The organism is Methylomonas sp. EFPC3 (assembly GCF_029643245.1).
GTDB lineage: Bacteria > Pseudomonadota > Gammaproteobacteria > Methylococcales > Methylomonadaceae > Methylomonas > Methylomonas koyamae_B.
In genome coordinates this window covers 627720-654110 of record NZ_CP116398.1, presented here as the reverse complement: position 1 = coordinate 654110, position 26391 = coordinate 627720, and the positions used below count along the sequence as shown (strand labels likewise).

Sequence of the window (26391 nt, the reverse complement as noted above, 5' to 3'; positions counted from 1 at the left end):
TTAATCCGTGGCAGCGGCGCACTGGCGTAAGAACGGCAAGACTTTGCCCGTTGCCAGCGGTTTGCTGAAAAAGTAGCCCTGCACGTAGTTGCAACGCAGTTCGCGCAGATAGCTCATCTGTGCGGTGCTCTCCACCCCCTCCGCGACTACCTCCAACTTGAGCTGCTGCGCCATCACGGTAATCGCCGACACGATCGCCTTGTCGTTGGGGTCCTCGGTAATATCGTTGACGAAGGATTTGTCGATTTTCAACACATCGATCGGAAACCGCTTCAAGTAACTCAGCGACGAATAACCGGTGCCGAAATCGTCGATCGAAATCCTGACGCCGATATCTTTCAGGATATTCAGGATTTGCATGGTCGAATCGAGTTGCCGCATCAAAATACCCTCGGTAATCTCCAGTTCGAGCAAAGCCGGCGACAAGCCGCTGGCATCCAACGCGTCCAGCACGGCATCGAGCAAGGGGTGTCGCGGGTGTTGCGCGGTTTGCACCTGATGGAACTGGCGGCTGGACAAATTGACCGCGACACGAACCGGCAAACCCTCCCGCTCCCAGGCCTTGGCTTGGGCGCAAGCCGTTTTCAGCACCCAGGCACCTATCGGCACAATCAAGCCGGATTCCTCTGCGAACGGAATGAAATCGCCCGGCGGCACCGGCCCCAATTCGGCGCTGAACCAGCGGATCAACGCTTCCATGCAGATCACTTTACCGCTGGCGACGTCAAGCTGCGGCTGGTAATAGAGCTCGAGCTCGCCCTGCTCCATGGCCCGCCGCAAATACTTTTCCAATTTCATGTAGTTCTGCGCGGTCCGGTTCATTTCCGGGGTGAAAAACTGGTAATTGTTTTTACCCAGCTTTTTGGCGTAATACATTGCACTGTCGGCGTTGGCGAGCAGGCCTTCCATCTCGTCGGAATCGTCCGGATACACGCTAATCCCGATACTGAAACTGACGAAGACTTCGTGGCGGTCGATATCGAACGATGCGTGCAACGACTCCAGAATTTTAGCGGCGACTTTGGCCGCATCCTGCACATCCGACAAATCGGGCAACATGACGATAAACTCGTCGCCGCCGAGACGCGCAGCGGTATCGCCGTCGCGCAGACACTGGCTGATCCGCGACGCCACCACCCGCAGTAAGCTGTCGCCCGACGTGTGGCCGATGGTGTCGTTAATGACTTTGAAATTGTCCAGATCCAAAAACAGGACACCGACCTTGTCTCCACTGCGTTGAGCGTGAGAAATAGCCTGTTCGAAGCGGTCTTTCAACAGGGTACGGTTCGGCAATCCGGTCAAGGCGTCGAAATGCGCCATGTAATTCAAGCTTTTGCGGGCTTGTTTGACTTCCTCGATTTCGCGGGCGTTGTCCAGAATCAACGACAGCGAATAGGCAAAACTCAGAGCCAGCTCCTCGTCGCTGGCTGTAAACGGCTCGCCGTTTTCTTTGTCGCACAGGTAAATCCGGCCGTAAACACGTCCCTGGTGCGAGATCGGCACGGCCAGTAAGGATTTCATCGGCGGATGATGTTCGGGGAAACCGCTGCTGCTAGCATGGGTGGACATCTCTGCCAGCCGCAACGACACGTTGTCTTGAATCACGACGCCTAACAGGCCATTGCCTTGCGGAAATTGGCCGATGCGCTGCGCCTGTTCGGCATCGACACCGGTATAGACGAAGTGGCTGAGTTTTCCGGCGTCGTCCAGGATGCCGACCGCGCCATAACGCGCTTCCAACAGTCTAGTCAACGCCTCGATTCCGGTTTCGAACAGTTCGTTTTGGACCGAGGTGTGCTTCAACACGGTTAACAAACTACGCGAGGCTTCGTGAAGCCGGGCCAGTTTGGCAGACCAGGAACGAATCCGGTTTCGCTCGGTTTCCAGCGATTTGTTCAATCGGCGCGATTGCGCTAACAACCAGCGCTCCCGTTTCAACAGGGTTTCCAGAATGCTCTGGCGACTGACCGCGCCGATAAAGCGCGGGCCGTCCAACACCGGCAACGCTTCCAGTCCCTGCTCACTTAGAAGATCCAGGGCACTGCTCACTTCGACGTCCGGGGCGACGCTAAAACACTCGCGGTGCTCGGTAAGATCGGCAAAAATCCAGCTCGGGTGTTGCACGATATCCTGCGGCGTCACCAGACCGCAAAACATACCGGTTGCGGTGGAATCGCGAAATACCGCATACAGGGGCTGGTTAGCCAGAGAATAGGCCGGCCGCCCCTCTTCCAACACCCGGACGATCGGGTCGCACAAACAATCGCGCACCATTAAGCGTTGCATCGGTGTTTCAGTCGCCTTGCGACAGGAAAATGCTGACATCCAGTTCGGCGTGCAAGACCTCGTCCGGACCCATCATGGGCTTTAATTGGCCGAGCACAAATTCGATCAAGCCTTCCCGCGACACCCGCCGCAAAATGTGCTGACGCACCAAAATATCGGAGATCACCTCGTCTTGCAGCTCGATATGTTCGAAAGGGGTTTTAACCAGCAGCTCGATGGCCCGCCGCATGGCGATGCAGCCGATCGGCGATTGGTTCCCCAGAACCAACATGTCTTTCAAGGGTGGAATCGCATACTCCCCCACCCGCGCCGATAATTGAATTTTCTTGTTGACTGACATGGACTCAAATACGAATTTATTTAATTGTTTTTATCGGATTTATCGATTTCCGCCACGGCCTAAAGTATGGCCGAAGAACCGGACTAATACCACACATATCAAACGCTTTTTAGACACGCTCCGCAGCGCAGTACCAAACCAATCTTCGACTCGTTGCCAATACGTCAGCCACGAAAAAGGGGCCTCACGGCCCCTTCGTTAGAACCGGAAAACGCCCGGTGCTTAGTTAAAGGTAGAACCCGGAGTGCCCGGCAATTGCGGCATGGTTTGAGTCGGGAATTCGCCGGTCAACGCGTTCAGGAACGCAACGATGTCGGCGACGTCTCCGTCGGACAACTCTTTGTTCAATTGCAATTTAGCCATCAACCAGACCGCTCTATCCAGGGTTTTCACCGAACCGTTATGGAAATACGGCGCGGTCAGAGCCACGTTGCGCAAGGTCGGCACTTTCCACAGGTGCTCGTCGCTGTCTTTTTTGGTCACTTCCGCCAAGCCTTTGTCTTTTTGGAAGTGGTATTGGGCCTCGAAATAGCCGTTGGAGTTGACCGGGAATTTCTGGAACATACCGGGACCATTGAATGCCGGGCCGCTATGGCAACTGGTGCAACCGACTTCGACGGCTTTTTCCATACCGCGGATTTGCTGCTTGGTCATCGCGTCTTTATCGCCGCCGAGATATTTGTCGTACGGGCTGTTCGGCGTAATCAAAGTTCTTTCGTAAGCCGCGATGGCTTTGGTGGCGTTTTCTTTGGAAATAGAATCCTTACCGAAGGCCTTTTCGAACGCGTGTTGATAACCTTCGATGGTTTTCAGGCGGGCGACCACGTCGTCCCAGCTCTTCATCCCCATCTCGATCGGATTGGTCACCGGGCCGGCAGCCTGGGCCTCCAGACTATCGGCACGGCCGTCCCAGAACTGGACTTTATTGAAGGCGGAGTTCCAAACGGTCGGCGCGCTACGGCCGCCGGTTTGGCCGTTGACACCCATTGCCACCGGCCGGTTGTCTTCGCCGCCCAGCATCGTGTTATGGCAAGAGGCGCAGGATACGGTGCCGGTGGAGGACAACCGCGGATCGTGGTATAGCATTTTTCCCAACGTGACTTTTTCCAGCGTGGTCGGGTTGTCGGCGGGAGCCGGGGCCACACTCGGCAGCGGCTCGGCCGCCATTACAGACATAGAACCGGTCAGCGCAAGCGCGGAAACCAGCAGGCGAAATTTGAACATACCATCCTCCTAAAAATAGTTATTGTCAGAGCCAAGGGCTGGCGAATTGTAAGATATTGCCGCGCGGCAGGTAAATTAAATTGCATCCCTCCCACAGTGCAACGGGGCCGACGGACCGGACCAGGCGAAAATCGACCGGCGCCGCCGGCCCAAGCGACCGCTACTGGCAAAACAGCCCGGAATCGGCTAATTTTCCCCGACAGTTAAGACGCTAGAACTTTCACTCGCTCAGGGAAGACGCTCAGATGCAACACCTCGACAAACTCTTCAAACTCCACAACCTACTGAAAAACCGGCGCACGCCGATTTCGGGGCCGGAAATAGAAAGACTACTGGCTTGCTCGAAAGCCACCCGCCAACGTCTGGTAGACGAACTGCGCGACCGCTTGAACGCACCGCTGTTCTGCGAACGCGGCGTCGGCTATTACTATGACCGCAACGACCCGCGCCACCCGTTCGAATTGCCCGGCATCTGGCTCAGCGCCGAGGAACTGCAAGCCCTGGTCGCCTGCCAGCATCTGCTGGGCAATCTGGCGCCCGGCTTGCTCCGCAACGAAATCGGCCAACTCCGCAGTCACCTGGAGAAACTGCTGGACCGCTCGCCGGGCGTCAAAACCCCGCAACTGGGCCGCATCAAAATCCTCAGCCAGGCCTACCGCAGCCGCAACGACGAATTGTTTCTGACCTTGGTCCAGGCCCTGTTCGCACAACAACGGCTGTTGATTCATTACCACGCCCGCAGCGACGACCAGACCAGCGAACGGCCGGTATCGCCGCAAAACCTGATCTTGTACAAAGACAACTGGTATTTGGACGCTTACTGCCACCAACGTCAGGAGCCGCGCACGTTCGCTCTGGACAGAATCAAGTCCGCCAGCGCCATCCGCGAACCCGCGCAACTGCTGGACCCGGCCACGCTGCAACAACACTTCGGCTCGTCCTACGGCATCTTCGCCGGCACACCTGAACACACCGCCGTTCTCAACTTCTCCGCCAAGGCCGGGCGCTGGGTATCCGACGAAACCTGGCACAGCCAACAACAATGCGAGTGGCTAACCGACGGCCGCTATCAACTGCGCATCCCCTTCAACCGCCACGAAGAACTGCTGATGGACGTTTTGAAATACGGCGCCGAGGTGGAAGTGGTGGCGCCGGGATTTTTGCGGGAGTTGTTGGCGAAGGAGATCGTGAAGATGCAGGCCATATACACTATTTAAAATTCTATTCTCTTAAAAAATTATTGTATTTATCACCCTCCTAATTTAACATCTTGGCCGAACCCACTCACTTATCGGAGGTTACGTGTTCAAAAAAGCCTTGGATTTCCTTGTCGACTTCATTTTTGAAAAGCTGAAAGGCCGTCAAAAAACCAAGTCTGGCAACGAGGACATCGAAATAAACATTTCAGTTCGACTCAAATAGCCACTCTTTAGATTCACTGCTGAATCATCCACCGCCCCAGGATTTATGCAAGGAGGTTTTAGCCTTGGGCCTCATTGAAGCAAGAGCAGAGATTTTTATTTATCTGATCTCTTTGTAAATTCCGTGGCGCGAAAGCGCCACGGCCTCCAATGCAGTATTCAAAAAATAAAAATTCTCGGTATCAGGTTTTGAGACCGAGACGTTGTAAGTTAGAGCCCAGAGCTCCCACCCTATAACCACCAAGCAAGGTAAGTTATGGCTATTGACGAAAAATTCGAAGCGTATTTTCAAGGAATCACCGGCTTTCCGATGTTGCGTTGGCAACGTCGGCTATTTCAGCAACTGTGCGAAAACCGCTTGCCGGATACGCTGGATTTACCAACCGGCCTGGGTAAAACCACGGTCATGGTGCTGTGGTTGCTGGCGCGCGCGGAAAATCCTTCACTACCAAAACGATTGGTTTATGTCGTGGATCGACGCGTTGTTGTTGACCAAGCCACGCAAGTTGCCGAGGAACTAAAAACAAACTTGCAAGAAATGCCGGAACTCAAGTCAATGCTTGGCTTGAGCGAACAAGAGTCTTTGCCGGTTTCGACTTTGCGCGGCCAATACGCCGACAACCGTCAATGGCTGGCCGACCCGACCAAGCCGGCGATCATCGTCGGCACCATCGACATGATCGGCTCGCGCTTGCTGTTCGAAGGTTACGGCGTGTCGCGCAACATGCGCCGCTATCATGCCGGATTTCTGGGAGCGGATAGCCTTTGCATATTGGATGAAGCCCATCTATGTTGGCCGTTCCAAGCTTTGCTACAGAGTATTGCCGCCGACAAATCGTTGCATCCAATCAACGGCAAACAGCTTCTGATTCCGCCCTTCAAATGCTTGTCACTATCGGCTACCGGCAAGCAAACCGAAAATCAGGCCTTTGGCTTGGAAGCGGAAGATTACGATGATGCCCTGGTTGCCAAACGGCTCAATGCCGAAAAGCAATTGACGCTTGAAATCAAAAACGAAGGCGACGCGATAGTCGAACTGCTGAGCGAAAGCGCTTGGCAACTAAAAGACAGCGGCAAGCGGATTTTGATTTTTTGCAACAAGCGGGAGCACGCACAGAAAATCAAGGACGAACTGGATAAACGCATCAAGCAAGACAAAGCCCACCACCAAACCAATCTGCTGGTTGGTGGTCGCCGGGTTCAGGAGCGGCAGACGTTGGTCGAGTGGCTAACGGTTAACGGCTTCCTCGCCGGATCTCAAACTCCGCTCAATAGCGTAGCCTTTTTAGTCGCCACTTCCGCCGGCGAAGTCGGCATCGATTTGGATGCCGACCACATGGTGTGCGATTTGGTGACTTTCGAGCGCATGGTGCAGCGTTTTGGTCGAGTCAATCGACGCGGCGAGAAGCAGGCGCACATCAAGGTAATTGCCGTGCCGCCGAAAGCACCCAACGTCAAAAGCCCTGTTAGTCCGGACTTAGCTGAGCCGCAACCGCCGGCAATCCCGCCGGAAAATGCCGACAAAGCGGCGTTAAAACAATACAGCCAAGACCAAAAAGCCTTCATCAAGGCGCAAAAAGACTATGCGAAAGCACAAGAAGACTACGCGCAGCAGCTGGCCAGTTACCAACAATCGACCAAGGTGTTTCAAAGTTATCAAGCGCAACTTGGCGTCATAGAACGATTGGGAGCTGATGCCAGCCCCGCCGGGATAGCTGCCTTAAAAAATGCCATTCCCGTTGACGAATTAAACCGTGCGCTTTCGGAAGAACCTTTGCGGCCTTCGTTAAGCCGCCCGGTGGTTGATGCCTGGTCGATGACATCGTTGGAACAACACAGCGCCCGCCCGGACATTCAACCCTGGCTGCGCGGCTGGCAACCCAACGATGAACCGGAAACCACCCTGGCCTGGCGAGAATGCTTACCCTGGCGCGATAACGATGCCTTACCGAATGTGGCTGAAGTAAAAGCCTTTTTCGAAAACGCGCCGATTCATCTGAGTGAAACGCTCGAAATACCTGTTCGCGAGGCAATAAAAACGCTGCTCAAACGCGCACAAAAACTATGGAAGGAAAACCCGCAAGATTCGGATCAACCGGCACTGATAGCCCTAAACCGATCCGGCGAATTGGTGCGTAACGGTGCCTTAACGCTCCGGCAACTAGCGGAACAAAGCAGCGACGATTTGAAAGCATTGCTGACAAATCGCCAAGCAGTCATCGCACGCTGGTTAGGCGGGCTTAAAGACGGCCTGCTGAACGATGCAGCCGACAGCGAAGAGTTAAAGACACTCGACTATCAATGGACAAGCGACTTGCAAACAACCATTGGTTATCGCATCCAAAACGATGCGGAAGCGGAACAGGACAGCGCTGCTTGGCATACCGTATACCGTTTTATCGCCAAAACCGACACCGAAGACGATGCAGCGGAAACCTGGCGAATCCAGGTTTATCGCGGCGCCAATTCGCAACGCCTGGGTGATCCGGCCGTTTCGCGGTTCACGCAAAGCCTGGAGAAACATCACGATTTGGCCGGACGGGAAATGGCGGCGATAGCGCAAGGCTTAAACCTCACAGCGGAATTTGTCGAGTTGATCGTCGCGGCCATGCGTCGCCATGACTTGGGCAAACAGCGCGGCCTGTGGCAAATCGCGATGAACGCTCCAGCAGACGACGGCCGCCCCTACGCAAAAACCTTGGGCGGCGGCAATCCGCGTTTGCTGGCCGGATACCGCCATGAATTCGGTTCATTGGCGGACGTGGCAAACGACGCGACCATCAACCAGTTACCAACAGAGTTACAGGATTTAGCGCTGCATTTGATCGCCTCTCATCACGGTTACGCTTGCCCGGTGATTGCGCCGATCGATCCCGGCGCGCCGCCTTCAGTATTGGCCGAACGGGCGCAACAAGCCGCATTGCGTTTTGCCCGCCTGCAACGGCAATGGGGGCCTTGGGGTTTGGCCTGGTGGGAAGCGGTGTTTCGCTCCGCCGATCATCGCGCCTCGCAAATCAGCGACGAACAAGCAGAAATGGAGGGCAAGGCATGAGTATTTACGCAATACCGGTTGATTTGACCAACCCCGGCCAAGTGTTGGCATGCATGGGTTTTTTGGAGGCATCCGAAGCCTTGTTGGGTTATGCCGAAGCGCGTTTCGATTGGCAACCGGCCACCGGTGCGCAGTTTCAGTTGCGAACGGAAACGTCGGAAAATCCGTTTGCCGACGTGCTGGCTTTTTTGGCCGATGCCAAAGCCATTGCCATTGTTCCCGCAGATTGGCTGGTGCCAAGCAAAATAACCGAATTTACGATTGCCGATACCTTTCCCGCGCCGGAGGCTGACGCAACTTCGCTACCGATCCAATTGCAAGATTCGACGGGGCGCAGTGTGTTGCTTAGCCACTGGGCCGATGGCGGCGTGGATGAAACGTTCAAGCTATATGCCGGCAATCGTAGCGCGCAGAAGATCGCCAACGACATGTTGCGGGAAATTGTCGCTCTCTGGAGCACGAGGCACGACGGACTGTTACTCGATCCGCTCAACGTGCTGTGCAGCATGGGCGGCAGTTTCAATTTCGATCCGAGAGGTGCGTGGATGGGGCTCGACGTGGGTTATTCGATCAACGATCTGAAAAGCAACAAGGAGTTGGAGCAAAAAGTCGTCGCTTCCCCGGTGGTTGAATTGCTAGCGGCATGGGGACTACAACACGCCCGTCCGTTTGAATTGTCGTTACGCCAATACCGCTACGCCGTTTGGAACGACTGGTTGCCGCCGCAATTGGCCCGGCCGGCATTGAGCGGGCAACTGCCTTTGGCGCACAAGCGCCAGTATCATTTCGCGCTCGATTTGTCGGGCAAAAACAAAATCGTCTGTTACGCCATTCAGGAGAATACGCCATGAGCCAAACCCAAGCACTCAGCCACGACATTATTAACCAATGGGCGGACAACCCCAAAGGTCCGGTGGCATTGATACTCAAGCAAAAACTGTTACCGGTGGACGGCGAAGGCGGCGTGATTTTTCCGCCCACCTACGCCGATATTGGGTACTCGATCGACACCCTGTCGGACGGCACTAAAGTGGCCCAAATCGACTCGGTGCCTTCGCAGGCCAACCGTAGCGAACCGGTTTTTATGGATGACGAGTACCGGGATTTGGTGCCGCAAATCGACATCAATTTGGGCAACAAGGACGACCCGGAACGTAAGGTGTCTATCTTGGAATTGGCGCACCGGGCCGGCGATGCGGTGGTAAGGTCTACCGACGAATTGGCCGTGGAAATCGACGAGGCGTTTAAAACCCTTTTGAGAACTCATAACGCCGTGCCGTTGGCAAAACTGGCGCCGACTTCGTTGGTTTTCGGCGCTTGGGATTCCAGAGGAACACAAGTCAAACGACCCCGCTTGATTCGCTCGATTATCCGCGCCGAGGATGTAGAAGTGTTAAGTACAGCAGCCCAATACAACAGTGTTTGGAAGTTGTTGGACGACGATCAAAAAAAGGCGTTAACCGACGAAGCAAAAAAGCAAAAGGTAAAACTGTCCGTGAAAGGTTTTAATGACGTGCCGGCTCCCAAAGGCTTGGGCGGCATCATCGCCCGAGGCCCCATTACCCGCCAAGTCACGATTAACTTGATTGCCCTGCAATCGATCAAGGGCGACAGCGAAGAATCCACCGTGCAGCTAAAACGCTATTTGCTGGCCTTGGCATTGGTCGCCGCCACCGCCGAAACCGAACTGTATTTGCGCGAAGGCTGTTTATTGCGTTGCGCCGACGATGCGGACATTTGGGAAGCGGTGGCTAGACGCGGCGCTTCGCAGTTTTATAGCTTGTCGGCGGATCAAGAACGCTTGCTGATTAAAGACTATGCCCAGCAAGCGGCAACTGCTTTTGGCGTTAAGCAACCCGAGAAAACCTACCAATTCAACATCAAAAAAGCCAAGGAGTTACTCGCCAAAAAAGAAGAAGCCGATAGCGACGCCGAGGGGTGAGCCATGAACCAACAGGCCCTCGTTATTTCCGTTCGTTTACTGGATGACCGCTATCACGGCAACGGTACTTGGCCGCCGTCGCCATTTAGGCTGTTTCAAGCGTTAGTCGCAGCAGCTTATACGGGCTCCACCGCTTCCGACACGGAAGCGGTGGCGTTGCGCTGGTTAGAGCAATTGCCGCCGCCGGTGGTGTTGAGCCCGGCCTGCAAACAATCGGCATTAACGACTTATTACGTGCCGCGCAACGGTGCCGATGCGCAACAAGGCAATTTAGCGGCGGCCGCGAAAAAACGCGATGCCAAATTAGCCAAGCCCTGGCTGTTCGACGGCCAGGAACCGCTGCATTACGTTTGGTTTTTTGCCGAACGCGCCGATGAAGCTCAGACACTGACTGAACTGAGCGAACGGCTGTATCAGCTGGGTCGCGGCGTGGATATGGCGTTTGCTTGGGCGGAGCAACTGAGCGCCGATCAAGCCCAGCAAATCATTATTCAACATGCCGGCCCAGTGTTCCGGCCTACGCCGCAAGGTGTCAGTAATACGCTGGATTGTCCGAGTCCAAGTCGGTCTTTGGACTCGCTGTTGACCCGTTACCAAGGTCAATTAAAACGTCTGCGTAAAGGCGAATTCCACAAACCGCCGCTACCGATATTCCAACCCACCGGTTATAACTGCCCGTCGTCGTTACTGTTGTTCGATATTCAAAATCAACACGGCGACGTTGCCGCGCAAACACTGACCGCTGCCGCTCAATTCACCCAACGTTTGGTTGAACTGGCAAAAAGTCGCTTGAAACAGTATTTTCCGGAGTACGCCGAACGTTACTTGGCCGGCATTGGCGCCAATGACGCGGACAAGGCGTTGCGCATTCGGGTAATCCCTTTGCCGTCGATCGGCCATCAACACACAAACCCCGATATTCGCCGGGTGCTGGTTGAAGTGCCGGCCGATTGCCCGTTGCTATTGGCCGACGTGGAATGGGCATTCGCCGGGTGGCCGCTGGAATTTGATCCGGAAACCGCCGAAATCGACCCGCATACACCGGTTTTGGTCAAAGCGAACGACCATAAGATGTTGGAGCATTACGGCATAAGCGGACAACAAGCCGACCGCATTTGGCGGACCGTAACGCCGGTTGCCTTGCCTTTGGGTAAAAGCCTTCCCGCTCAATCCGGCGCCGAACGGGTTTTGAAACAAGGCCAATTGCATCACGCTGCCCGCCAAGCCTTGCGGCATTGCGGCATTACCGCGCCGGTGCAAATCCTAAGCATTCAGCGAGAACCTTTCGATAGCACCGGCACCTTGGCTGAAGATTTTGCTTTCCAGCGCTTTGATCGTTCCCGGCTTTATCATTTGGAGCTGGCATTTCCAGAGCCAATGACCGGCCCGTTGGTCATCGGTGACGGACGCTATCTTGGGCTGGGCCTGATGCGACCGGCGACCGAATCGCCCCGTTCCGTCATGCGTTTCGCCATCAATCCAAGCAATCGACCTACGTTGCAAAGTCGGTCGGATATGCTGCAAGCCGTTCGCAGAGCCTTGATGAGCTTGGATCGGCAATTATTCGGGCAGGCAAGCCGCTTGATTTCAGGCCATGAAGCGGACGGTTCCGCCGCTCGTTCGGGAAACCACCAACATATCTTTTTGGCCGCCGACGATAACGACGGCGACGGTTTACTGGATTGCCTGCTGGTGGCGGCACCATGGGGATGTGACCGTAACGCCAAATACTCGAACGGCGATCGGGAACGTTTCGAAATGGTGGTCAGCCGATTGATGACCGTTCGGGCCGGCGCGTTGGGGATCATTAGCTTGCAACTCCACGACGACACGACGAATCCTGACGATTCGCTGCTAGGTTCGGCAAAGCGTTGGAAAACTATTTCCGCCTACCTGCCCACCCGCTGCCCAAAAACGTTGGCTCAAGCGGATGACGCGATACGTGTCGATGTGGTTAACGAATGCCTGCGTCGTGGTTTACCGGAACCGAAGGTGGAAATTTTGAATATCCACCAAGGCCGCAAAGGCGGCATCAAAGCCCAGCTCAGCCTGAGTTTTGCGGTCTCAGTCGCCGGACCGTTGTTACTCGGTAAAGACAGCCACGAAGGCGGCGGCTTGTTCGGAGTGGACTGATGCCCTCACCACAACCCCATCACCCCCCGCAAACTCTTCTCCACCGCCGCCAGTTCCTCGGCGGTGACGGTGGCGAGTGGGCCTTCGCCGAAGCGGTCTCTGTCGAGGGCGCGGGGTTGGTCGGTGATGACTTGGCAGGATTTAAGCAGGCGGCCGCGCGGCGGCAGGGTGACGCGCCAACGCTTGAACAGTGGGTAAACCTGCGTGGTCAACGGCAGCACGACCACCATCGGCGTAATGGTTTCGTTCAATTCGTCGGTCTGGATAATCAGCACCGGTCGTGCTTTGCCGATTTCGCGACCGCGGGGCGGGTTCAAATTGCCGACCCATATTTCTCCGCGCTTCATCATCCCCACCATTTTTCGTCAGGGTCGATGCCGGCGGCGCGTTCTTCGGCAATCAAACGATCCAGAGCGTCGTCGGCGGCATCGAATTCTTCGGCAATGGCCAAGGCTTCCCGGCGGATTTCCGGGTCGGCGTATGCCGTGCGCACTTCCGCCACCATTTCCGCCATAAACCGCTCCCGCTCGCGGCGGGCAAGATATTCCGTGATCGCCAAGCGGGCGATTTCCGATTGGCTTTTGCCTTCCAGTTGGGCTTCGGCTTTGAGATTGGCTTCGACATCGTCGGGTAAACGCAGGCTGATGGCAGGCATGGCGGACTCCAGGTAATACGTTGATGATGACGAATTGTATTACAAAATGACTGACAACGAACGCCCGCCTGTCCAACTGGAACTACCGCTGCCCTTCCCGGAATTGTCTGGCGACATGCCGTTGCTGCCAGCGCGGATGATTAACGAATACCAGTACTGCCCGCGTTTGGCCTATCTGGAGTGGGTGCAGGGCGAATGGGCGCCGTCGGCGGACACTGTGGAAGGCGACCATGCCCACCGCCGGGTGGACAAGCCGTCCAAAAGATTTCCGGAAGCCGACGAACTGGACGACACCGAAAAACTGCACGGTCGTTCGATTACCCTGTCCTCCAACCGCTTGGGGCTGATCGCCAAGCTGGACTTGATCGAAGCCGAGGACGGCGTGGTCACACCGATCGATTACAAACGCGGCAAGCGTCCCCACGTGGCGCGCGGCGCTTACGACCCGGAACGGGTGCAACTCTGCGTGCAGGCCATGGTGCTGCGCGAACACGGCTACGTCTGCGAGGAAGGCGCGCTGTATTACGTGCAAAGCCGGGAACGGGTGCGGGTGGCGTTCGACGACGAACTGCAGCAACTCACCGCCAACGCCATCAACGGCCTGCGCCTGATCGCCGCCGGCGGCCACATTCCCAATCCGCTGCGGGACAGCCCGAAATGCGCCGGTTGCTCGCTGGTGGGTATTTGTCTGCCGGACGAAGTCAATTACTTGCGCCACGCCGACCTGGAACCCCGGCCGCTGGCGGTGATGCGCGACGAAGCGCTGCCGGTTTACGTGCAGGCCTACAAAGCCAAGATCGGCAAAAAGGGTGAGGAGCTGGAGATCAGCATCGACGACGAAAAGGTGCAGACCGCGCGGCTGGTGGATGTTTCTCAAGTCGTGGTGATGGGCAACGTCTACATCACCACGCCGTGTTTGCAAGACTTGATGAAGCGCGAGATTCCGGTCAGTTGGCACAGCTACGGCGGCTGGTTTGTCGGCCACACCGTCGGCACCGGCCACAAGAATGTCGAGTTGCGCACCGCCCAGTACAAAGCCAGTTTCGACGACAAAACCTGTCTGGCGATTGCCCGCAATCTGGTGCGCGCCAAAATCCAGAACAGCCGCACTTTAGCGCGGCGCAATTGGCGCTCCGACGCGCCGGTAGAACCCTTGCTGGAGGCCTTGAAAAACCTGGCCGACAAAGCCTTGCGCGCCACCGACTTGCCGCAATTGCTGGGCATAGAAGGCGGGGCGGCGGCCCAGTATTTCGCCGCCTTCGACCAACTGATAAAAAAACCGGACGACAGCAAGCAGCTGAGTTTTGACTTCAACACCCGCAACCGCCGCCCACCCACCGATCCGGTCAACGCCTTGCTGTCGTTTGCCTATGCGATGCTGACCCGCACCTGGACCATGAATTTGAGCGCGGTAGGTTTGGACCCGTATCGCGGTTTTTACCACCAGCCGCGCTACGGCCGGCCGGCGCTGGCATTGGATTTGATGGAACCGTTCCGGCCCATAGTCGCCGATTCCACCGTATTGCAAGTCATCAACAACGGCGAGGTGCGTCCCACCGATTTCGTCAGCGCCGCCGGCAGCGTCAATTTAAACGACGGCGGCCGCAAGCGCTTCATCGCCGCCTTCGAACGCCGCATGAGCCAGGAGATTACCCATCCGCTGTTCGGCTATAAAGTCGATTACCGGCGCCTGTTCGAAATCCAGGCCCGCTTGTTCGGCCGCTATTTGCTCGGCGAACTGCCGGAATATCCCAATTTCACCACGCGCTGATGGCCGCCTACGAACATCTATACATCATTACCTACGACATCCGCGACACCAAACGTTGGCGCCGGGTATTCCGGTTGATGAAAGGCTATGGCGAATGGCTACAACTGTCGGTGTTCCAATGCCGGCTCAGCCGTAAGCGCCACGCCGAATTGATTGCGCTGTTGGACGGCATCATTCACCATAACGAAGACCATATTCTGATCGTCAATATCGGCCCGGCGGAAACCGTCAAGCCGTCGGTGGTCAGTTTGGGCAAGGATTTCGAGGTGGTGGAACGGCAGCCGGTGATCGTATGACGCCACGCTCGGATTTCCGCCGAGCCGGCGCGAGCGCTGCGGTGCCGCGTAAAAGCCGGGCAGGTCTCGCAAGTCCGGCGCTCTTTAACAATCAGGCACTTAGATATTTCGATTGGCGCTTAACCGGCTTTTCCGCTAAATTTGCCCCGCCGTTTGGCTCAGCCCTCGCAAACGGCCCGCGCAGGCCACGCCAATCAAGGCCTCCAGCCCGCGCTGCATTCCCCGGCCTCGCGCCGGGGCCTCATTGAAGCGTCATTTCCTGAATCATCCGATCCAGTTTTTCCCGGCATTCCCCGGCCTCGCGCCGGGGCCTCATTGAAGCTGGCAATGAGTCCGACTTCACAAAGCGCGCTGACCTTGCATTCCCCGGCCTCGCGCCGGGGCCTCATTGAAGCTACGGTCTGTGGCGGCACGTGAGCGAAATTAAATCGCTGCATTCCCCGGCCTCGCGCCGGGGCCTCATTGAAGCCCTTGGATGTCGCGCATCACGCCGTCGTATAGTTCGGCATTCCCCGGCCTCGCGCCGGGGCCTCATTGAAGCCCGTAATGACCATCCTAACATACGAACAACTGGTTAAGCATTCCCCGGCCTCGCGCCGGGGCCTCATTGAAGCTCAGATAGTGCGCCACGTGCGCCGCGCCGTCACCGCGCATTCCCCGGCCTCGCGCCGGGGCCTCATTGAAGCACAAAAGACGCGTTGCAAATAGGCTGCCAACGCCATCGCATTCCCCGGCCTCGCGCCGGGGCCTCATTGAAGCCCTGCTTCTGCGTCGATGGCACGGCAGATTCTTGAAAGCATTCCCCGGCCTCGCGCCGGGGCCTCATTGAAGCAAATGATTCAGGTCAATTGAATGAAATTAAAGAAGTAGCATTCCCCGGCCTCGCGCCGGGGCCTCATTGAAGCTCCATTACCGCCCCCGAATATGATCCAGCCGGCCCGCATTCCCCGGCCTCGCGCCGGGGCCTCATTGAAGCAAGCTTCCGCATATCGCGGTATCGTGTCAGTCGCCCACGCATTCCCCGGCCTCGCGCCGGGGCCTCATTGAAGCTTGCTGGCATGTGAACTCCTATCGATTTTCTAACCAGCATTCCCCGGCCTCGCGCCGGGGCCTCATTGAAGCCAGCCGTAGCAGGCGGTTTGCTTGTTCTTTTTCCTGGCATTCCCCGGCCTCGCGCCGGGGCCTCATTGAAGCGAGTAAACGCTTTTCTTTACCCGACCCCGATCCGGAGGCATTCCCCGGCCTCGCGCCGGGGCCTCATTGAAGCTTGTCCGGCGTTTTCCTTTGATATTTCTGCTCAGCGTGCATTCCCCGGCCTCGCGCCGGGGCCTCATTGAAGCTGTGCCATTCCGCGCGGTCGTCGGCTGGCTATCGCGCATTCCCCGGCCTCGCGCCGGGGCCTCATTGAAGCCCGGCCCAGACAACGCGGCCGATGATTTGAATGTCGGGCATTCCCCGGCCTCGCGCCGGGGCCTCATTGAAGCCTGCAGGAACACTTTTTTGCTCCAGATGCTTTTGACCGCATTCCCCGGCCTCGCGCCGGGGCCTCATTGAAGCTCATCGATCACCCGCTCGCCCAGGTCTTGGGCGGCAGCATTCCCCGGCCTCGCGCCGGGGCCTCATTGAAGCGCCGATCGTGGCGCGGAATCATGTTCCGCAAAACCTACGCATTCCCCGGCCTCGCGCCGGGGCCTCATTGAAGCCTTTCGCGGTGGATTACGTCGCCATCACGCTTGATAGCATTCCCCGGCCTCGCGCCGGGGCCTCATTGAAGCATCGGGTCGTTATTGGTGCCCCCAAAAAAACGCCGTTGCATTCCCCGGCCTCGCGCCGGGGCCTCATTGAAGCAGGCCTGCTGGAACACGGCAGCGCCGAAATAGGCCGCATTCCCCGGCCTCGCGCCGGGGCCTCATTGAAGCCTGTTGTAACCAAAATAAAACTGATCCCGCTTGAGTGCATTCCCCGGCCTCGCGCCGGGGCCTCATTGAAGCGTCCAATTCGTTTCGCTCTACCTCCCAAGCGGATTGGCATTCCCCGGCCTCGCGCCGGGGCCTCATTGAAGCACTGGGCCAACAACTCAGGCGGAACCGCATTAATTTGGCATTCCCCGGCCTCGCGCCGGGGCCTCATTGAAGCCCACAAAACCCTCCATTTCAACTTATGCCGATACAGGCATTCCCCGGCCTCGCGCCGGGGCCTCATTGAAGCGGCAAGACATGATCGTTGCCGGCCCTATCCTTATATATGCATTCCCCGGCCTCGCGCCGGGGCCTCATTGAAGCTTGCTCCTAGAAGCCGGCAAACGAGCCGAGATTAGCGGCATTCCCCGGCCTCGCGCCGGGGCCTCATTGAAGCCAACCCCGTGCGCGTGTGGTTGTTTCGACGCCGACGCATTCCCCGGCCTCGCGCCGGGGCCTCATTGAAGCGGCAATACCTTCAGCAACTTTGCCAGCGTCTCGGTCAGGCATTCCCCGGCCTCGCGCCGGGGCCTCATTGAAGCTATGCTCTGGCGTAAGCTATTTCGGCCATAGCAAAGCATTCCCCGGCCTCGCGCCGGGGCCTCATTGAAGCAAGTCGGACGGCGCGAGAAGCTGCTATGGATGCTAACGCATTCCCCGGCCTCGCGCCGGGGCCTCATTGAAGCCTGGTTGTTCGGTCGCGGGGTCTGTCCGTTTCGCCGCATTCCCCGGCCTCGCGCCGGGGCCTCATTGAAGCGCGGTGTTTTGCCAACCGTCGCCGATGATGATTTCGTGCATTCCCCGGCCTCGCGCCGGGGCCTCATTGAAGCGGTGACTGGGTAGGCGTCCCCCAACTGGTCGAAATGCGCATTCCCCGGCCTCGCGCCGGGGCCTCATTGAAGCTTAATGTAATTGTTGCGCGCGTCGGTAATCGGCTGAGCATTCCCCGGCCTCGCGCCGGGGCCTCATTGAAGCCGCGAATACGTTTTCGCCTATTTCGACTTCGACGGTTTGCATTCCCCGGCCTCGCGCCGGGGCCTCATTGAAGCAGTAATTTCTATGGCCCGCAGCCACGTGGATTTTGTTGATGCATTCCCCGGCCTCGCGCCGGGGCCTCATTGAAGCTCACGGGGCTTGCTGATGTGCGGCCGGCGGCGTTGGGACGCATTCCCCGGCCTCGCGCCGGGGCCTCATTGAAGCGTCCAGAAGGGATTACATGGAGCGTGGAAGTGAAGAAGCATTCCCCGGCCTCGCGCCGGGGCCTCATTGAAGCAAAGTCTACGACGATCCGCGCTCAGTTGAGCTGGACGGCGCATTCCCCGGCCTCGCGCCGGGGCCTCATTGAAGCAAGACAGGTGCTGCAGTTATCCAACCGCACGACTGCTGCATTCCCCGGCCTCGCGCCGGGGCCTCATTGAAGCGCGATCAGCATCAAAACGGTTTCCGCGCACCTGGACGCATTCCCCGGCCTCGCGCCGGGGCCTCATTGAAGCGGATCGTAAAACATGGCTGTAGCCATTGCGACGAGTAAGCATTCCCCGGCCTCGCGCCGGGGCCTCATTGAAGCTTATCAACCGGGCGAATTTGTACCAGCATTGCCGCGCATTCCCCGGCCTCGCGCCGGGGCCTCATTGAAGCAAGCTAGTGCGCTGGACCAGTTTCCGGACCTGAGCCGCATTCCCCGGCCTCGCGCCGGGGCCTCATTGAAGCCATCGTCTGCTGAATGATCGGCAGCAATTGAATCCAGCATTCCCCGGCCTCGCGCCGGGGCCTCATTGAAGCATTGTCCATTTTTAGCCACCCCCGCAACGATGCCGCGAGCATTCCCCGGCCTCGCGCCGGGGCCTCATTGAAGCATGGTGGTCGCCATCCGACAACCGGAAGCCTCCAGCGCATTCCCCGGCCTCGCGCCGGGGCCTCATTGAAGCTTCAATGGCGTGACGAATGCCAATCCTGATGCAGGAGGCATTCCCCGGCCTCGCGCCGGGGCCTCATTGAAGCTCACGGTGGTCATCCAGTACCCGCTCTTGGTCCCTGTGCATTCCCCGGCCTCGCGCCGGGGCCTCATTGAAGCTCGTATGAGTTGTAGCCCCAGTTCCCTTGGTTGGTCGCGCATTCCCCGGCCTCGCGCCGGGGCCTCATTGAAGCCATTACGACGCGGCGATCAACCGCGTCAGCCGCGCGCGCATTCCCCGGCCACCCGCCGGGGCCTCATTGAAACATTTCGATTTAAGGGGGATGCAAACCTGCAACCGGGCTAGCGATTTCGGCGACACGGTTTCACCTTGCCTACCCCAGCTGGAATAGACGGCTAGCCCTGCCCTATCAGCAGACGCAATTCGGCCAATTGGATTTGGGCGTCGTCGATTGCGAACCGGTCCAGTTTATTGCCGATTTCGGCGACCGCATCGCGGTAGCGGTTGTCGGTCAGGCTGCGGCGTAGTTGTTCCATCAAATCTTCCGCTGCGCCCAGATCGTGTTCCAAGGCGTGCGCCAGCTTTTCCAATACCGCAGCAACATCGGCCGGCGGTGTGGCTGCGCCGCTGTCCGCCACCGGGCCGGCAGTGCCGGTTGCCGCGAGCTTGGCAATTTCCGCCAGCAAATCGGCCAGCAAGGTTTCCATGCGTTGCAGTTCTGCCGAGTCGGGGCGCTGGTGTTGTTTCAATTGCTTGTCGATTTCGGCGGCCGCGTCGAACAAGGCCGCTGCGGCCAGATTGCCGCTGACGCCTTTCAGGGCGTGACAACGTTCTTCGGCGGCTTTCAATTGGTCGGCGTCGATCAGGCCGCGAATTTCGGCTACCGTACCGGAATAGTGCGCGGCAAAACGATGGAGTTGTTTACGATAGGCGTCGGCGTTACCGCCGATGCGGCGTATGCCCTGGGCAGCGTCCACTGCCGCCAAGGCCGCCAAATCGGCCGGGAGTTCCGCTGCCGGAATTTCGCTGCCGACGGCGACGCGTTGCGGCAACTCCACCCAGGTTGCCAGCGCAGACAGCAGCCGCTCCGGGTCGATCGGTTTGGTTATGTGGTCGTTCATTCCGGCCTCCAAGCTTTTTTCCACATCGCGCGCCATCGCATGGGCTGTCATTGCAATGATAGGGACTTTGGCGTAACGCCGGTCTCCGGTCAATTCCGCCAGCTCCCGAATTCGGCGGCTGGCCTGCAAGCCGTCCAGCACCGGCATCTGGATGTCCATCAATACCGCATCGTAGTTCTGCTGCTGCACCATGATCACCGCCTCTTCCCCGTTCACCGCTTCATCGACTTGCATGGCGTGGCTGCGCAACAATTCCGAGGCGAATTCGCGGTTGATTTCGTTGTCTTCGACCAACAGCAGGCGAATGCCCTGCAATTGGCGGGCATCGCCGGCAGCCCCGGTTCCAAGCTGTTTGAACTTGTCGGCCATGGCTTGCACCCGGCCGCGGCCCAATGCCGATAAAATCGCGTCCAGCAGCGACGACGGCGATACCGGCTTGACCAAAAAACCGTCGATACCGGCGCGGCCGGCGGCATGCATCACGTCTTCGCTGCCGTAGGCTGTGACCATGATCACTTTCGGTTGCTGAGCCAAATCGGTATCCGACCGAATCCGGCGGATGGCTTCGTCGCCGTTCATGCCGGGCATTTTCCAGTCCATCAATACCACGTCGTAAGGTTCGGCGCCGGCTTGATGGATCCGATTCAGCGCGGCAGTGGCGCTGGCGGCGCAATCGATCCGCAAATGAAACGGCCGCAGCATGTCGGAGATGATTTCCCGCGAGGCGGCATTGTCGTCGACGACCAAGACGCGGACGTCCGCCAACAACGCACCGATGCTGCGTTCCATTGCCTGCTGGCGGGCCAGGGTTTCGCCGGCCACGCCCATTCGCACGGTAAAACAGAAGGTGGTGCCTCGGCCCGGCTCCGAATGTTCGATCCAAATCCGGCCGTGCATCATTTCCACCAGGGTTTTGCAAATAGCCAAACCCAGGCCGGTGCCGCCAAAGCGGCGGCTGGTGCCTTGGTCGGCTTGGGTAAACTCCTTGAATAGTTTGTCTTTGTCGGCGGCAGACATGCCGATACCGGTATCGCGCACCGAAATCCGCAAGTCTAGGGTTTCTTCGGTCTTGGCCGTACAGTAAAACGCCAATTCCAATTCGCCGGCGTCGGTGAATTTCAGGGCATTGCCGCAGAGGTTGGTCAAAATCTGACCAAAGCGCAACGGGTCGCCAACCAGCACCGGCGGGATTTGCGGGTCGTGCCGAATCAAAAACTCGATGCCTTTCAGGCCGGCTTGGTAACCGATCATGTCGGCCAGTTGCTCGACCACACTATCGAAGCGGAACTCGATGCATTCCAGCACCATCTTGCCAGCCTCGATTTTCGAGAAATCCAGAATGTCGTTCAAAATGCCCAACAGCGCCCGGGCCGAGCTATGCGCCTTGGCTAAATAATTGCGTTGCGACGCATTCAAATCGGTTTGCAACGCCAAATGCAGCATACCCAATACGCCGTTCATCGGCGTGCGGATCTCGTGCGACATGTTGGCCAGAAACTGGCTTTTGGTTTGAGTCGCCGATTCGGCGGCGTCGCGGGCCTCCTTCAATGCCGCCTGGGCCTGGATTCGCAAGGTGACGTCTTCGTAGGTACTGACAAAGCCGCCGTCCGCTATTGGACCTCCGGCAATCTCGATCACGCGGCCGTCCAGCCGGGTACCGGTGAAGCGGTGCTGCCGGAATTGCCTGACCTCCTGGAAAAACTCGCCCAAGGCACCGTCAGGATTTTCGAAGCGCAAGGCTGCGTCCGCCGAATCGAAGCGAACAAACTCGGCGTAGTCCCGCCCGGCCTGCAGCATCGCCGCCGGATAACCGCGCACTTCGCTGAGTTTGCTATTCCAGACCAGCAATTTCAGATCGGCATCGAACGCGATCAGTCCCTGCGACATGCTGTCCAGGACCGTCGCCAGCATCACGCTGTTGTGCGCCAACTTGGCGTTGGTGTCGGCCAGTTCCGCGGTGCGCGCCTCGACCCGTTCTTCCAGGGCTTCGTTGATACCCGCCAATTGTTTTTCGTTGTCGGCCAACTGGCGATTGGCGGCCAGTAGCTCCCGGTCGCGCGCCTCAATGGTGGCGATCATGGTGTTGAATGCGCGGTTCAAGGCACCGAATTCGTCGTCGCTGTCCACCGCCGCACGCAGCGTATAGTTTTTTTGGCTGTTGATGGTTTCGACCGTTTTTTTCAGTCGCATCAACGGTTCCGAAACCACCCGCTGCAAGCGGGACGCCAGTATCAGGGCGATGGTCGCCGACAAAGCGATGATCGCCGCAGCCGCCAATAGAAACTTGCGCCACAAGCCGATCAGTTCGTCCAGACTGGCTTTGATCCAGACTTTACCGAGCGTCCGGCCGTCCCAGACGATGTCTTCGCCGATATTGCTGTAGCGGTCGTATACCACGACGCCATCGTCGCCCAGCAGCCCCGGATACAGCGGCGGGCACGCCTCGTCGCGGCGGTATTCGGCAAACAAATGATCGCTCTGGTCGTAAATGCAGGCGGAGACAATGCTGCTTTTTACGCTGAGCGCGGCCAGGGTGCCTGAGGCGACGGCGCTGTCGTTGAAAGTCAGCGCCACCGTGCTGCGGTTGGCGACAATCCGTGCCAGGGATTGTATATCGCGGTCCATATCGGATTTGACGCGGATATGTTCGTAAGCGATGAAGCCGGCTCCGGCCAGCACTAACGCCACGCAACTGGTAGCCAACATGATTAGCACCAATTTGGTCTTGATGTTCATATCGCGTTTGATATCGGTCATGGCAAGATTCTCGCGCTCATCAGCGGACAATACGGGCTATTTCCATCAGCATAGCGTTGATTTTCAATTGGGCTTTTTGGGCAGCATCCGGATTGACGCTGAGCTTGACTTGCCCGTTCTCGTGGTAAAAACCGATGGCACCGCCCCGCTCGGCAAAACCGTCGGCATCGCTGACCGTCAACACCGGATTGCCGCCGACCTCGCGCATCAATGCCGGCAATTCCGCAACTGTGCGCTCGACGTACAAGATCTGACATACGTGCGGATCGTCGACTCCCGACCAGATTTGCAACAGCCGGCCTTTGGTATCGCGGCTGGCCAAATCGCTCAAGACGTTGACGACCGCTTCCGAACCGACCACGCAAATATGCAACGCATCGCCGGCCGATGCCGGCCACTCGACAAACTTGGTGAAGTTATACAGGTAATTTGCCTTGGTCCGGACCTCGGCCAATTCGTCGGCAAAGCCGGTCAGGGTGGCGAAGCCGAGTGCCAAGCCCAGCACTCGCGCCACTCGGCTGCCGTATCGCGCAGTTATCGAAGCGAAACCGGACATCAAAACTCCAACCGCGCAGTCAGTTTCAGCGTTAAGCCGGGGCCGGCCAAGCTACCCAGCGGCGAGCCGAAATTGGCCGAAGCGAAATCCGAGTTAAACGCCGCATAGTTTTTGAAATCGAACAGATTCAAAACGTCCAGTCGCAACTTCATCCGGGTGTCGCGCGGGGTATCGAAACTTTTGATCAACGCCACATCGACCTGGCGGTAACCCCACCAATTGCCCGGAAAAATAAAGTCCTCGCCGCGCGGGGTGAAAGTATCGAAGCGGCAACCGCCGCCGGTGCAATTGATGCCGGAACGGGTCTCGGGGGTGGCCAGGGTTAACTTGGCGGAGAATATCAAATCCCACGGCAAATCCACACTGCCACTGGCGATGATTTTATGTTTACGCACCCCGGCAGTGTCCAGCCAGCCGACACCATGGGTGTTGGGATACGCGAACAGATAACTGAAGTTATCGACAAAAGACTGTGGTTTATTCTCTTCCGAATCGGTAAAGGTATAGGCAAAGGTCATGCCCCAGCCGCTGTCCTTGCGGTAGGGCTTTTCGGCTTTCAGAAAGATCGAATTGGTTTTGGTCTGCACCCCGTTATCGAACAATATCACTTGGCCGTAGCCCGGCAATGCCTGAAAAGTGCCGCCGAAAGCCGATCCCGGCGCGAAAAAGCTGCCGTCGGCATTGCGACCGCCCAACAGCCCGACCAGACCGTTGTAGCTAACCACGTGCGAGAACGCGATTTCGGCGAACCAGTCGCCGATCCGGTTGCGCATGCCCAGGCTGAATTGGTCGGAGAACGGGGTTTTCAGGTTGTTGCGGACTAAATTGATTTCGCGGCTGGTCCCCGGAACGGCGCCGGTAAGCGCCGTCAACTGCGCCGGCGAGTAATTCAGATACGCGGGATTCCAGGGAATGCAGTCCGCCGCCGCCGCGCAATCGTAGTTCGGATCGCCCAGAAAATTGACGCTGTAGCCGGGATAAGTGCCTTTGGTCTGTTCCAGTTGCAAAACGTCGTAAATATTGCGGTCGTAGGCCCTGGCAAAGCCGCCGAACACAATGTGGCGCTGGTCGGCCAGCAAGTCGTAGGCAAAACCCAGGCGCGGCGCGAAATTGTTGCTGTCCGCGCTGCGGTTGTCGCCGCTACTGATGAAATTTTCGATGTCGTAACCGGCGTTGGCTTTCGCAATGTTGCTCCAGTTGCGCAACGCACCGGCAACGTCGGCCGGCGTCACGAAATTCAGATAACCCGGGTTGTACTCGTAGTCCCAGCGCAGACCCAAATTCAAACTCAAATGCTTGTCGACCTGCCAGTCGTCCTGCAGATAAACCCCGAACTGGGTAACGTCGCTGGCAGTACTGCCGTCGCCGGCGCCGGCCAGCGCCGACGCCCAGCGCACCCGGTAAGGATTGCCGGCCGGGTTGTTCAGGTTAAAACTGAACTGCGGGTGATACGGATCGCGCTCCAGCGCGCTGAGTTCGATCTGTTTCAGTTTGACGCCGAGTTTGGCGACGTGGTCGCCGTACCAGTGTAAGTTGCTAAAGGTCAAATCGTCTTGCAAGCCTGGTCCGATCTGGCCCTTCTGCTGATAGTTGGTGGAGCCGCCGGCATTCAGCACGGCACGGCTGGACAAGGTATTTGCCAGCAGGCTGCCGTCTAAGCGTTGCAGCACTATGCCCGGCGAATTTTCCGCCGGCGTTTGCTGCCAATTGGCGTCTTCGTAGGTAAAACGGGCTTCGTTGACCCAATGTTCGGCCCGGTACTGGTATTTGAAATCCAGGCGTTTCTCGCTGTTGCCTTTTTCCAGCGCATAAGGCTGCGTATTGATGCCGCCGATTCCCAACGACTCGGTCTCGTCGCGGAATTTAAATGTGGCTTCGATCAAATGCCGGGTACCAATCGCCCAATCCAATTTCCCGAAAAACAGATCTTGTTCGAACGGCCGGTTGAATTCACCCAACAAGGGCTGATAGGCGGCCGGAACCGAGCCGCCGTCCCCTGCGGCAACCTTGGCGAAATCGTCGTTGACCTTGCGCTCGTAGGCCATGAAGTAATGTGCCACGTCCTTGATGATAGGCCCGCTCAAGGTCACGCCATACTGCGCCTGTTCGGTATCGCGCTTGCCGGCAAGCTGTTCGCTGGGGGTGGCGGCCCTTAAATCCTGGTTGGTATGGTCGTAAAAGGCTTCTCCCTGAAACCTATTGCCGCCGGATTTGGTTTGAACCGACACCGCTGCGGCGGCGACTTGGTCGAACTCGGCTTTATAGTTCTGGCTGATTACCTTGTATTCAGCCACGGCCGATTCCGGAAACACGTTGCCCTTACTGGAATCCTGGCCGGCCACGCCGCCTCGCACCACGTAGTTTTTCTGGCTGACGCCGTCGATGAACAGGTTGACGCTGTCCGGCCGCTGTCCGCCGCTTTGCAACCGGGTGGCGCCGTCCTCGCCGTTGACGACATTGACGCCGGGGGCCAGATCGGCGTAATTCAGGAAATTGCGGTTGACTTGCGGCAAACGCTGCATTTGCTCCGGCGTCAGATAAGTCGCCAGTTCCGACGAATTCTGTTCGGCCGGATTGCCGGCGGCAGCTGCGCTTTCCGGATCGAGCGAAATGTCGAGTAAGGCGGTCTGGCCGACCTGTAAGGTCAACTCCTGTGAGGTCTGCCGCCCATCCGGTGCCTGCACCGAAAGCCGGTAACGGCCGGGTTTTAACGCCATCAGCACATAGGAGCCGTCATCGCGAGAAAAGGTGCGGGTCGAGAAGCCGCGTTGCAAGCTGGTGACGATGATTTGAGCCCCGGCCGGGCTAATGCCAGCGCCGGGCAGCACTTGGCCGCGAATCATGGCCGCGCTGACGTCGGCACGGCTGGCCGTCGAAGCGATCAGCCCGTAACAGGCTAGTGCGATGGTTAACCGGGGCGTTTTTCGATGCATTCCTTGTTCCGGTTTGAGTGCCCGCAGCCG

The 26391-nt window shown here is 57.9% G+C and carries 15 protein-coding genes and 1 CRISPR repeat array; of the genes, 7 read left to right on the top strand and 8 right to left on the bottom strand.

The features are described from left to right. From PL263_RS02895 to PL263_RS02885, 3 genes are all read right to left on the bottom strand, one after another. A complete protein-coding gene (locus PL263_RS02895; RefSeq protein WP_278211620.1) occupies positions 1-2286 on the bottom strand; it encodes an EAL domain-containing protein in 2286 nt (761 codons plus the stop codon). A gap of 7 nt (positions 2287-2293) precedes the next feature. Continuing rightward, positions 2294-2626, bottom strand: coding sequence for a hypothetical protein (locus tag PL263_RS02890; protein WP_140912627.1), 333 nt, complete (start codon positions 2624-2626; stop codon positions 2294-2296). 222 nt (positions 2627-2848) lie between these two features. Then, a complete protein-coding gene (locus PL263_RS02885) occupies positions 2849-3850 on the bottom strand; it encodes a cytochrome-c peroxidase (RefSeq protein ID WP_140912626.1) in 1002 nt (333 codons plus the stop codon). Positions 3851-4095: 245 nt separating this feature from the next. Between PL263_RS02885 and PL263_RS02880 the strand changes: the two genes are divergently transcribed. The 5 genes from PL263_RS02880 to csb2 all read left to right on the top strand — a co-directional run bounded on the left by PL263_RS02880 (position 4096) and on the right by csb2 (position 12398). Next, positions 4096-5067, top strand: a complete 972-nt coding sequence (locus PL263_RS02880; RefSeq protein WP_278211619.1) for a WYL domain-containing protein — start codon at positions 4096-4098, stop codon at positions 5065-5067. Positions 5068-5527: 460 nt separating this feature from the next. After that, a complete protein-coding gene (gene cas3u / locus PL263_RS02875; protein ID WP_278211618.1) occupies positions 5528-8323 on the top strand; it encodes a type I-U CRISPR-associated helicase/endonuclease Cas3 in 2796 nt (931 codons plus the stop codon). After that, a complete protein-coding gene (cas8c, locus tag PL263_RS02870; protein WP_278211617.1) occupies positions 8320-9174 on the top strand; it encodes a type I-U CRISPR-associated protein Cas8c in 855 nt (284 codons plus the stop codon). The genes cas3u and cas8c overlap by 4 nt, the downstream gene beginning before the upstream one ends. Next, entirely contained in the window at positions 9171-10265 is a 1095-nt protein-coding gene (gene cas7u, locus PL263_RS02865; protein WP_278211616.1) for a type I-U CRISPR-associated RAMP protein Csb1/Cas7u, read from the top strand. The genes cas8c and cas7u overlap by 4 nt, the downstream gene beginning before the upstream one ends. A gap of 3 nt (positions 10266-10268) precedes the next feature. Next, positions 10269-12398: a type I-U CRISPR-associated protein Csb2 gene (gene csb2 / locus PL263_RS02860; RefSeq protein WP_278211615.1), complete on the top strand. Its 2130-nt coding sequence runs from the start codon at positions 10269-10271 to the stop codon at positions 12396-12398. A 5-nt stretch (positions 12399-12403) separates the two neighbouring features. Here the strand turns inward: csb2 and PL263_RS02855 are convergent, their stop codons facing one another. Next, a complete protein-coding gene (locus PL263_RS02855) occupies positions 12404-12748 on the bottom strand; it encodes a type II toxin-antitoxin system PemK/MazF family toxin (RefSeq protein WP_278211614.1) in 345 nt (114 codons plus the stop codon). After that, on the bottom strand, positions 12745-13053 hold the full coding sequence (locus PL263_RS02850; protein ID WP_278211613.1) for a ribbon-helix-helix protein, CopG family: 309 nt from the start codon (positions 13051-13053) through the stop codon (positions 12745-12747). The genes PL263_RS02855 and PL263_RS02850 overlap by 4 nt, the downstream gene beginning before the upstream one ends. A 46-nt stretch (positions 13054-13099) precedes the next feature. On the opposite strand from PL263_RS02850, the gene cas1 reads away from it, so the two are divergent. Together cas1 and cas2 are read left to right on the top strand one after the other, a co-directional pair. Beyond that, positions 13100-14824: a CRISPR-associated endonuclease Cas1 gene (gene cas1, locus PL263_RS02845; RefSeq protein WP_278211612.1), complete on the top strand. Its 1725-nt coding sequence runs from the start codon at positions 13100-13102 to the stop codon at positions 14822-14824. Continuing rightward, the gene (cas2, locus tag PL263_RS02840) at positions 14824-15120 is read left to right on the top strand and encodes a CRISPR-associated endonuclease Cas2 (RefSeq protein ID WP_278211611.1); all 297 of its coding nucleotides are present in this window, start codon (positions 14824-14826) and stop codon (positions 15118-15120) included. The genes cas1 and cas2 overlap by 1 nt, the downstream gene beginning before the upstream one ends. Before the next feature lie 215 nt (positions 15121-15335). After that, positions 15336-19299: direct repeats of the CRISPR family, unit length 36 nt; unit sequence GCATTCCCCGGCCTCGCGCCGGGGCCTCATTGAAGC. Between the two features lie 90 nt (positions 19300-19389). Here cas2 and PL263_RS02835 read toward each other — a convergent pair. Genes PL263_RS02835 through PL263_RS02825 form a run of 3 tightly spaced genes read right to left on the bottom strand, consistent with a single transcriptional unit; the run spans position 19390 to position 26361 of the window. Then, complete coding sequence (locus tag PL263_RS02835) at positions 19390-22872, bottom strand: response regulator (RefSeq protein ID WP_278211610.1); 3483 nt, start codon at positions 22870-22872, stop codon at positions 19390-19392. Positions 22873-22891: 19 nt separating this feature from the next. Then, on the bottom strand, positions 22892-23428 hold the full coding sequence (locus tag PL263_RS02830) for a YfiR family protein (RefSeq protein WP_278211609.1): 537 nt from the start codon (positions 23426-23428) through the stop codon (positions 22892-22894). After that, on the bottom strand, positions 23428-26361 hold the full coding sequence (locus PL263_RS02825; protein ID WP_278211607.1) for a TonB-dependent receptor: 2934 nt from the start codon (positions 26359-26361) through the stop codon (positions 23428-23430). Before PL263_RS02825 ends, PL263_RS02830 begins: the two co-directional genes overlap by 1 nt. Between the last annotated feature and the right edge of the window lie 30 nt (positions 26362-26391).

What these genes read in the sequence shown, in the direction of transcription:
- cas3u (WP_278211618.1), top strand. Translation starts at nt 5,528, where the DNA reads ATGGCTATTGACGAAAAATTCGAAGCGTATTTTCAAGGAATCACCGGC.
- PL263_RS02835 (WP_278211610.1), bottom strand. Translation starts at nt 22,872, where the DNA reads ATGACCGATATCAAACGCGATATGAACATCAAGACCAAATTGGTGCTA.
- cas2 (WP_278211611.1), top strand. Translation starts at nt 14,824, where the DNA reads ATGGCCGCCTACGAACATCTATACATCATTACCTACGACATCCGCGAC.
- PL263_RS02895 (WP_278211620.1), bottom strand. Translation starts at nt 2,286, where the DNA reads ATGCAACGCTTAATGGTGCGCGATTGTTTGTGCGACCCGATCGTCCGG.
- cas8c (WP_278211617.1), top strand. Translation starts at nt 8,320, where the DNA reads ATGAGTATTTACGCAATACCGGTTGATTTGACCAACCCCGGCCAAGTG.
- PL263_RS02855 (WP_278211614.1), bottom strand. Translation starts at nt 12,748, where the DNA reads ATGATGAAGCGCGGAGAAATATGGGTCGGCAATTTGAACCCGCCCCGC.
- cas1 (WP_278211612.1), top strand. Translation starts at nt 13,100, where the DNA reads ATGACTGACAACGAACGCCCGCCTGTCCAACTGGAACTACCGCTGCCC.
- PL263_RS02830 (WP_278211609.1), bottom strand. Translation starts at nt 23,428, where the DNA reads ATGTCCGGTTTCGCTTCGATAACTGCGCGATACGGCAGCCGAGTGGCG.
- cas7u (WP_278211616.1), top strand. Translation starts at nt 9,171, where the DNA reads ATGAGCCAAACCCAAGCACTCAGCCACGACATTATTAACCAATGGGCG.
- PL263_RS02850 (WP_278211613.1), bottom strand. Translation starts at nt 13,053, where the DNA reads ATGCCTGCCATCAGCCTGCGTTTACCCGACGATGTCGAAGCCAATCTC.
- PL263_RS02890 (WP_140912627.1), bottom strand. Translation starts at nt 2,626, where the DNA reads ATGTCAGTCAACAAGAAAATTCAATTATCGGCGCGGGTGGGGGAGTAT.
- PL263_RS02825 (WP_278211607.1), bottom strand. Translation starts at nt 26,361, where the DNA reads ATGCATCGAAAAACGCCCCGGTTAACCATCGCACTAGCCTGTTACGGG.
- csb2 (WP_278211615.1), top strand. Translation starts at nt 10,269, where the DNA reads ATGAACCAACAGGCCCTCGTTATTTCCGTTCGTTTACTGGATGACCGC.
- PL263_RS02885 (WP_140912626.1), bottom strand. Translation starts at nt 3,850, where the DNA reads ATGTTCAAATTTCGCCTGCTGGTTTCCGCGCTTGCGCTGACCGGTTCT.
- PL263_RS02880 (WP_278211619.1), top strand. Translation starts at nt 4,096, where the DNA reads ATGCAACACCTCGACAAACTCTTCAAACTCCACAACCTACTGAAAAAC.